At 73.2% G+C, this 6,900-nt stretch carries 5 protein-coding genes and 1 pseudogene; 3 read left to right on the top strand and 3 right to left on the bottom strand.

Features of this window, described 5'->3' with window-relative positions; all coding sequences use genetic code 11:
- Positions 1-8: 8 nt before the first annotated feature.
- Together ACOJV9_RS14105 and ACOJV9_RS14110 are read left to right on the top strand one after the other, a co-directional pair.
- Positions 9-920 (top strand): aminoglycoside phosphotransferase family protein, encoded by a 912-nt coding sequence (locus ACOJV9_RS14105; RefSeq protein ID WP_420185852.1) that lies wholly within the window; start codon positions 9-11, stop codon positions 918-920.
- Positions 921-960: 40 nt separating this feature from the next.
- Positions 961-2,949: a thioredoxin domain-containing protein gene (locus tag ACOJV9_RS14110; protein WP_420185853.1), complete on the top strand. Its 1,989-nt coding sequence runs from the start codon at positions 961-963 to the stop codon at positions 2,947-2,949.
- On the opposite strand, the gene ACOJV9_RS14115 is transcribed toward ACOJV9_RS14110, so the two are convergent.
- On the bottom strand, positions 2,946-3,785 hold the full coding sequence (locus ACOJV9_RS14115) for a PhzF family phenazine biosynthesis protein (protein WP_420185854.1): 840 nt from the start codon (positions 3,783-3,785) through the stop codon (positions 2,946-2,948). The genes ACOJV9_RS14110 and ACOJV9_RS14115 overlap by 4 nt on opposite strands.
- A 28-nt stretch (positions 3,786-3,813) precedes the next feature.
- On the opposite strand from ACOJV9_RS14115, the gene ACOJV9_RS14120 reads away from it, so the two are divergent.
- Positions 3,814-5,724 (top strand): alpha-amylase family protein, encoded by a 1,911-nt coding sequence (locus ACOJV9_RS14120; RefSeq protein ID WP_420185855.1) that lies wholly within the window; start codon positions 3,814-3,816, stop codon positions 5,722-5,724.
- Positions 5,725-5,739: 15 nt separating this feature from the next.
- Here the strand turns inward: ACOJV9_RS14120 and ACOJV9_RS14125 are convergent, their stop codons facing one another.
- Both ACOJV9_RS14125 and ACOJV9_RS14130 read right to left on the bottom strand, forming a co-directional pair.
- A complete protein-coding gene (locus ACOJV9_RS14125) occupies positions 5,740-6,441 on the bottom strand; it encodes an HNH endonuclease signature motif containing protein (RefSeq protein WP_420185856.1) in 702 nt (233 codons plus the stop codon).
- Between the two features lie 95 nt (positions 6,442-6,536).
- A pseudogene (locus ACOJV9_RS14130) lies at positions 6,537-6,900 on the bottom strand (HNH endonuclease); the annotation flags it as partial.

The raw sequence follows: 6,900 nt of genomic DNA on the forward strand, positions 1-6,900 counted from the left end.
GGGGCCCGGTGCCCGAGGCGCACGCGCCCCGCGACTGGCTCGCCTGGATGAGCCGGCTGCCGTCGGAGGGCGGGCCGACCGGCGCCGACTGGGCCGCGGACGTCGACCGGCTCACCCGTGAGTGCCTGCGCGAGTGGGACCTCGTGCCCGTGGGAGCCGCGATGACAGGGTGGACGGCGGTCGTGCACCCGGTGCAGCGCCGCAGCGGTGACGCGACCCAGGCGCTCGTCCTCAAGGTGGGGTGGCCGCATGCCGAGTCGGCCCAGGAGCACCTCGCGCTCCGCAGCTGGAACGGCCGCGGAGCCGTGCGGCTGGTGGCGGCCGACCCGTCCCGTGGCGCACTGCTCCTCGAACGCCTCGACTCCACGCGGGACCTCGACTCCGTCGACATCGACGAGGCGTGCGCGGTCGTCGGCGCCCTCTACCGTGAGCTCCACGTCCCCGCTCCGCCGACGATCCGCCCGCTCACGGCCTACCTCGACCCGTACCTCACACAGCTGCGCCAGCGCACCGACATCCCCCGTCGCATCGTCACCCGCGTCACCGGACTGGCGCGCGACCTGCTCGCCGACCCCCATCCCGGCGTGCTGCTCCACACCGACCTGCACTTCCAGAACGTCCTCGCGGCCGAGCGCGCGCCGTGGTTGGCGATCGACCCGAAGCCGCTGGCCGGCCACCCTGCCTACGAGCTGCAGCCGTTGCTGCGCAACAGGTTCGACGAGCTCGGCACCGGTCCTGCCATGCGGTGGTCGGTCCGGCACCGTCTCGAGGTCACCTGCGACGCCGCCGGCCTCGACGACGAGGTCGGCCGCCTGTGGAGCATCGTCCGCTGCGGGGTCGAGATCCTCTGGGCGGCGTTCGGCGGGAACGCCGACGAGCTGTCCCGCAACCTCACCCTGCTCAAGGCGCTGGAGGACTGAGCCGGACCGCACAGGGGCGCACCCGGCATACGGTGGGGGCATGGCCAACCGGCTCGCCCAGTCCACCTCGCCCTACCTGCTCCAGCACGCCGACAACCCGGTCGACTGGTGGGAGTGGGGGCAGGACGCCTTCGCGGAGGCGCGTCGCCGCGACGTGCCGATCCTGCTGTCGATCGGGTATGCCGCGTGCCACTGGTGCCATGTCATGGCCCACGAGTCGTTCGAGGACGACGACGTGGCTGCCGTGGTCAACGCCGGCTTCGTCGCGGTCAAGGTGGACCGTGAGGAGCGACCGGACGTCGATGCGGTCTACATGAACGCGACGACGGCGCTCACGGGTCACGGCGGCTGGCCGATGACCTGCATCCTCACGCCCGACGGGGACCCCTTCTTCGCCGGTACGTACTTCCCGCGCGAGCAGTTCCTCTCCCTGCTCACCAACGTCACGCAGGTGTGGACACAACAGCGGGCCGACGTGCTCGCCTCCGGGGCGCACATCGCCGGACGGCTGCGCGAGATGACCGAGGCGGGCACGGTCGACCCCCTCGCGTCCGAGACGCTCGACACGGCGGTCGCGCTGCTGCGCCGCCACTACGACATCGCCCGCGGAGGGTTCGGCGGTGCTCCGAAGTTCCCGCCCTCCATGGTGCTCGAGTTCCTCCTGCGCCACCACGCGCGCACGGGTGACGCCGACGCGCTGGCGATGGCGCGCGGCACCGCCGAGGCGATGGCGCGCGGCGGCATCTACGACCAGCTCGCGGGAGGCTTCGCGCGGTATGCCGTCGACGCGGACTGGGTCGTGCCGCACTTCGAGAAGATGCTCTACGACAACGCCCAGCTCCTCCGCGTCTACACGCACCTGTGGCGGAGAACCGGTGACCCGCTGGCTCGCCGCGTCGCCTCCGAGACGGCGGACTTCATCGTCCGGGACCTCGGCACGGAGGAGGGCGGCTTCGCCTCGGCCTTCGACGCCGACACCGTCGTGGACGGCGCCGGGGTCGAAGGTGCCACCTACGTCTGGACCCCGGCCCAGCTCGCCGAGGTGCTGGGACCGGAGGACGGCGCCCGGGCGGCATCGCTGCTCAGCGTCACCGATCGCGGGACGTTCGAGCACGGCTCGTCGACGCTCCAGCTGCGGCAGGACCCGGACGACCCCGTCTGGTGGGAGCGGGTGCGGCAGACCTTGCTGGCGGCCCGTGACGTCCGTCCCCAGCCCGGGCTCGACGACAAGGTCGTCACATCGTGGAACGGCCTCGCCATCGCCGGGCTCGCGGACGCGGGAGCGCTGCTCGACCGGCCCGAGCTCGTCGCCGCGGCGGTCGGATGCGCTGAGCTCATCATCACGACGCACGTCGTCGACGGGCGGCTCCGCAGGGCGTCTCGGCACGGCGTCGTCGGTGCCGCGGCTGGGGTCGCCGACGACCACGGCAACCTCGCGGAGGGACTTCTCGCTCTCCACCAGGCGACCGGTGACCCACGCTGGCTGACCGCCGCAGGCGACCTGCTCGCGGTGGCCGCGACGCACTTCCGCGACGCGCAAGGGCTCGTCCACGACACCGCCGACGACGCCGAGCAGCTGTTCACCCGGCCTCGCAGCCAGTCCGACAACGCGGAGCCGTCCGGGGTCTCGTCGCTCGCCGGGGCCTGGCTCACCCACGCGGCGCTCACCGGCTCCACCTCGCACCGGGAGATCGCCGACGAGGCCCTGGCGAGCGTCGGGTCGATCGCCGCCCGGGACCCCCGCTTCGCCGGGTGGGCCCTCGCCGTGGCCGAGGCCGCCGTCGCCGGTCCGCTGCAGGTGGCGGTCGTCGGCGAGGGGCCGACCGCAGAGGCCATGCTGGCTGCTGTCCGGCGGAGCGACTCCCCCGGGCTCGTCCTCGCCCACGGCCAGCCCGACGCCCCCGGCCAGCCACTGCTCGCCTCGCGCCCGCTCGTGGGAGGCGAGCCGACGGCATACGTGTGCCGTGGGTTCGTCTGTGACGCACCGGTCACCGACGTGGGCGCCCTCGAGCGGGCGCTGCGCGGCTAGAGGTCGACCCGTCCCTCGATCCGGGTGACCGTGTCACCGGAGACCCAGACCTCGCCGTCGCGTGCCTCGACCCACACCCGGCCGTCACATCCGACGACGCTGCCCTGACGGGCCACGTAGGAGTCCGGGAGCGCGCCGGCGCCGATGAGCCACTGGGCCAGCCCGGCGTTCGCGCTGCCGGTCACCGGGTCCTCGCCGAAGTCCTGTCCCGCCGCATAGAACGCACGCACCTCGACGTCGGCGCCGATGCTCCGGGCGGTGGCGCTGTCCCACCGCCCGACGATCGCGACCTTGAGGTCCGCGAACGCGGCGACGTCGGGCACGACCTGCAGCACCGATCGCGCGGAGCCGAGGTCGACCCCCACCCAGCCGGGGCCGTTGTCGACCCACGCCATGGCCTCCACGTCGCGCTCGTCGACGCCCAGCGCGGTGGTGACACGGTCACGCAGGGCGCCGTCGACCTCGCCCGAGCGCCGCAGCGGGGGTGCGGCGAACCCGAGCCGCGGCGCACGCCGGACCATGACCAGGCCCGCCTCGCACTGCTGCACGACGTCCTCACCACGGGCCCGGCCGCCCGCCTCGAGCCAGGCGTGCGCGCTGCCGAGGGTCGGGTGACCGGCGAACGGCAGCTCGCCGCTCGTCGTCCAGATGCGGACGCGGTAGTCGGCGCCCGGATCGGTCGGACGGCAGAGGAAGGTCGTCTCGGACAGGTTGGTCCAGCGGGCGAACTCCGCCATCTGGGCGTCGGTGAGGCCGTCGGCGTCATGGACGACGGCGAGGGCGTTGCCCAGCCATGCCCGGCTGCTGAACACGTCGACCTGTCGGAAGGGCAGCATCCGCCCATCCCACCACGCGAAGGCCACAATGGCGGGCGTGACGACACCGCCCCCACCCCCGGTCGCCCTCGGCGACCTGTCGGCCGAGCGCCAGGAGATGTTCACCCAGCGGCTGCACCGCTGGTGGCCGGACCTGCATGACGCCCTGACCAGCCTCTACGGCCGCGAGGCCACGTCACGGGGGGCGCAGCTCGTCTCCCTTGCGGCACAGGCCTTCCGGGACCGCTCGGCCGCCCTGCACCGGCGGGACCTGCAGCGCATGCTGCGGCCCGACTGGCTCCAGGAGCCGTCGATGGTGGGATATGCCGCCTACACCGAGCGCTTCGCGGGCGACCTGCGCGGGGTGGCCGCCGAGATCCCCTACCTGAGCGATCTCGGCGTCACGTACCTCCACCTCATGCCCCTGCTCCAGCCGCGCGAGGGCGACAACGACGGTGGCTACGCCGTCGCCGACTACCGCTCGGTGCGCCCTGACCTCGGCAGCATGGACGACCTCGAGGACCTCGCCGCGTCACTGCACGGGGACGGCATCAGCCTGGTCCTCGACCTCGTCCTCAACCACGTCGCCCGTGAGCACGCGTGGGCCCGGGCCGCACGGTCGGGTGACACGGCGCACCGGGAGTTCTTCCATGTCTTCCCGGACCGGACGCTGCCCGACCAGTACGAGCAGACCCTCCCCGAGGTCTTCCCGGACTTCGCGCCGGGCAGCTTCACCTGGGACGACGAGGTCGACGGCTGGGTGTGGACGACGTTCAACGAGTGGCAGTGGGACCTCAACTGGGCGAACCCGGCGGTGCTCGAGGAGTTCGCCTCGATCATCCTCGCGCTGGCCAACCGCGGCGTCGACGTGTTCCGGCTCGACGCCATCGCCTTCATGTGGAAGCGGATGGGCACCGACTGCCAGGGCCAGCCCGAGGTCCACGCCATCACGCAGGCGCTGCGCGCCGTGACCCGCATCGCTTGTCCCGCAGTCGCGTTCAAGGCCGAGGCCATCGTGGCGCCGAGCAAGCTGCTCGCCTACCTGGGGCAGGGGCGCTACACCGGCAAGGTGAGCGACCTCGCGTACCACAACAGCCTCATGGTGCAGGTCTGGTCGATGCTCGCCACCCGCGACGTCCGGCTCGCCGCCCATGCCCTCTCGCACCTGCCGACGAAGCCGGCGAGCTCGACGTGGCTGACCTACCTGCGCTGCCACGACGACATCGGGTGGGCGATCCAGGACGAGGACGCGGCGGCCGTCGGCGTCGAGGGCCATGCGCACCGCAGCTTCCTCACGCGCTGGTATGCCGGCCAGTTCCCCGGGTCGAACGCCGACGGCCTGGTCTTCCAGTACAACCCCGCCACCGATGACGGCCGCACCAGCGGCAGCGCCGCCAGCCTTCTCGGCCTCGCCACGGCGCAGAGCGACGCCGAGGTCGACCTCGCCGCCCGCGCGCTGCGGCTCGCCCACGCGCTCGTCATCGGCTGGGGCGGCATCCCTGTCATCTGGAGCGGTGACGAGCTCGGCCAGTCGAACGACCCGAACTGGGCCGAGCAGCCGGGCCACGAGGACGACAACCGGTGGGCGCACCGTCCGCGGCTGGACCGTGAGCGGCACGATGCCCGGCACGACCTCTCCACGACGGCGGGGCGGGTCTTCGACGACCTCCGGGGGCTCATCCGGGTCCGCAGCGCGCTGCCCCACCTGCACGGGAGCATCGAGTCACGGATCGGACCCGTCGACGACCCCGGCGTGCTCGTCACGGTGCGTGAGCACCCGCTCGGCACCTTCGTGGGGCTGCACAACGTCACCCCGACGTGGAGGTCGTGGCCCGGCCACCGGGCCCACGAGCTGGGCGTCGACTCCTCCCGTGACGAGCTCACCGGCGCGTCGCTCACGTGGGGTGAGGACGGGAACGTCTGGCTCGAGCCCTACGCCGTCGTCTGGCTCACGACGTAACCCTCCGGGAACCGGTCAGGCCGCCCAGTAGGCGTCGTCGTCAGGCCACCAGTCCTCGATCGGTTCGGGTGGGTGGGCGTGGTCGGCCTGGTCGTCGGGTGGGGGTGGTGTCCATCCGTGGCCAAGGATCGGTGGGGCGGCCGCGTCGTGCGTTCGTCCGGTGGGTGTGGTGAGGCGTATGCCGTGTGCTCCGGTGCCGTCCAGTCCGGTGGACTCGACGTGGACGTGCCAGCCGTCGAGCTCCTTGACGAGGTTGTGCCGCTGGCACAGGCGGGTGCCGTTCACCGCGTCGGTGGCGCCGCCGTCGGTGGCTCGGTGCGCGTGGTCCGACTCGACACCAGGGGCGTCGCAGAAGGGGATGCGGCAGGTGGGGTCGCGCAGCTCGAGGAACCGGCGTAGCCCGCCGTGGAAGCGGCGGCGCCGGGAGTCGAGGGCGACGAGGTCGCGACCGGTGGGGTCGGTGAACAGCCGCCGCAGCCACACCATGGCGCCGTCGCCGTCACCTCCCTCGTGGTCGAGCAGGGATGCGAGGTGGGCTCGGGCTTCGGTCCCGGGGACGGGTCCCCACCCGGGGATGGTGGCGCAGTCGTCGACGGGTGCGGTCCCGCCGAAGGCGGCGGGCAGCAGGGTCCGGTCGGTCATCACCAGTGACACCTCGACCGGCTGCGGCTGGCCCTTGGCGCGTCCGCTGAGGAGCTCGAGGGCCCGGTCGGCCAACCAGGCGCCCCTGCCCCGGCTGAGGTCGGAGCCCCGCGAGAGCGGGTAGGTGTCTGAGCGCCGCTGGCTAGGTCTGGCGGGAGCGCGATGCGCGCTCAGCGCGCAAGCGCGGATGGGACTGCGGCGCTCGGACACCTACCGGCGAGACCCCACGCCATCCCGTCCGCCGCGGGGCGCACCGACACCCGCCGGGAGACGACGGCCCGGCGGGCGCGCTCAGCCAGCGACTCCGAGTCCAGTGCGGCACCGGCTCGACGGGCGGCCGCTGCGAGGGCCTTGTCACCCAAGGAGCCGATGGTGGCCGCGAGCCGGCGGTCGACCTCGCCCCGGCGCTCCCTGCTGAGGCAGGCCGTCTCCCGCACGACGATCGTGGCCCGACGCTCGCTGATCTCGCCCCGCTCCAACGCGGCCATCGTCATCGGCAGCTCGGTCACCAGCGCCTTGGCGACCCCGACGTGC

The sequence above is a fragment of the Knoellia terrae genome (assembly GCF_048606435.1).
Classification (GTDB): Bacteria; Actinomycetota; Actinomycetes; order Actinomycetales; family Dermatophilaceae; genus Knoellia; species Knoellia terrae.

Excerpts from the sequence above, each read along its gene's own strand:
- ACOJV9_RS14110 (WP_420185853.1), top strand. The coding sequence starts at position 961 with ATGGCCAACCGGCTCGCCCAGTCCACCTCGCCCTACCTGCTCCAGCAC.
- ACOJV9_RS14115 (WP_420185854.1), bottom strand. The coding sequence starts at position 3,785 with ATGCTGCCCTTCCGACAGGTCGACGTGTTCAGCAGCCGGGCATGGCTG.
- ACOJV9_RS14120 (WP_420185855.1), top strand. The coding sequence starts at position 3,814 with ATGGCGGGCGTGACGACACCGCCCCCACCCCCGGTCGCCCTCGGCGAC.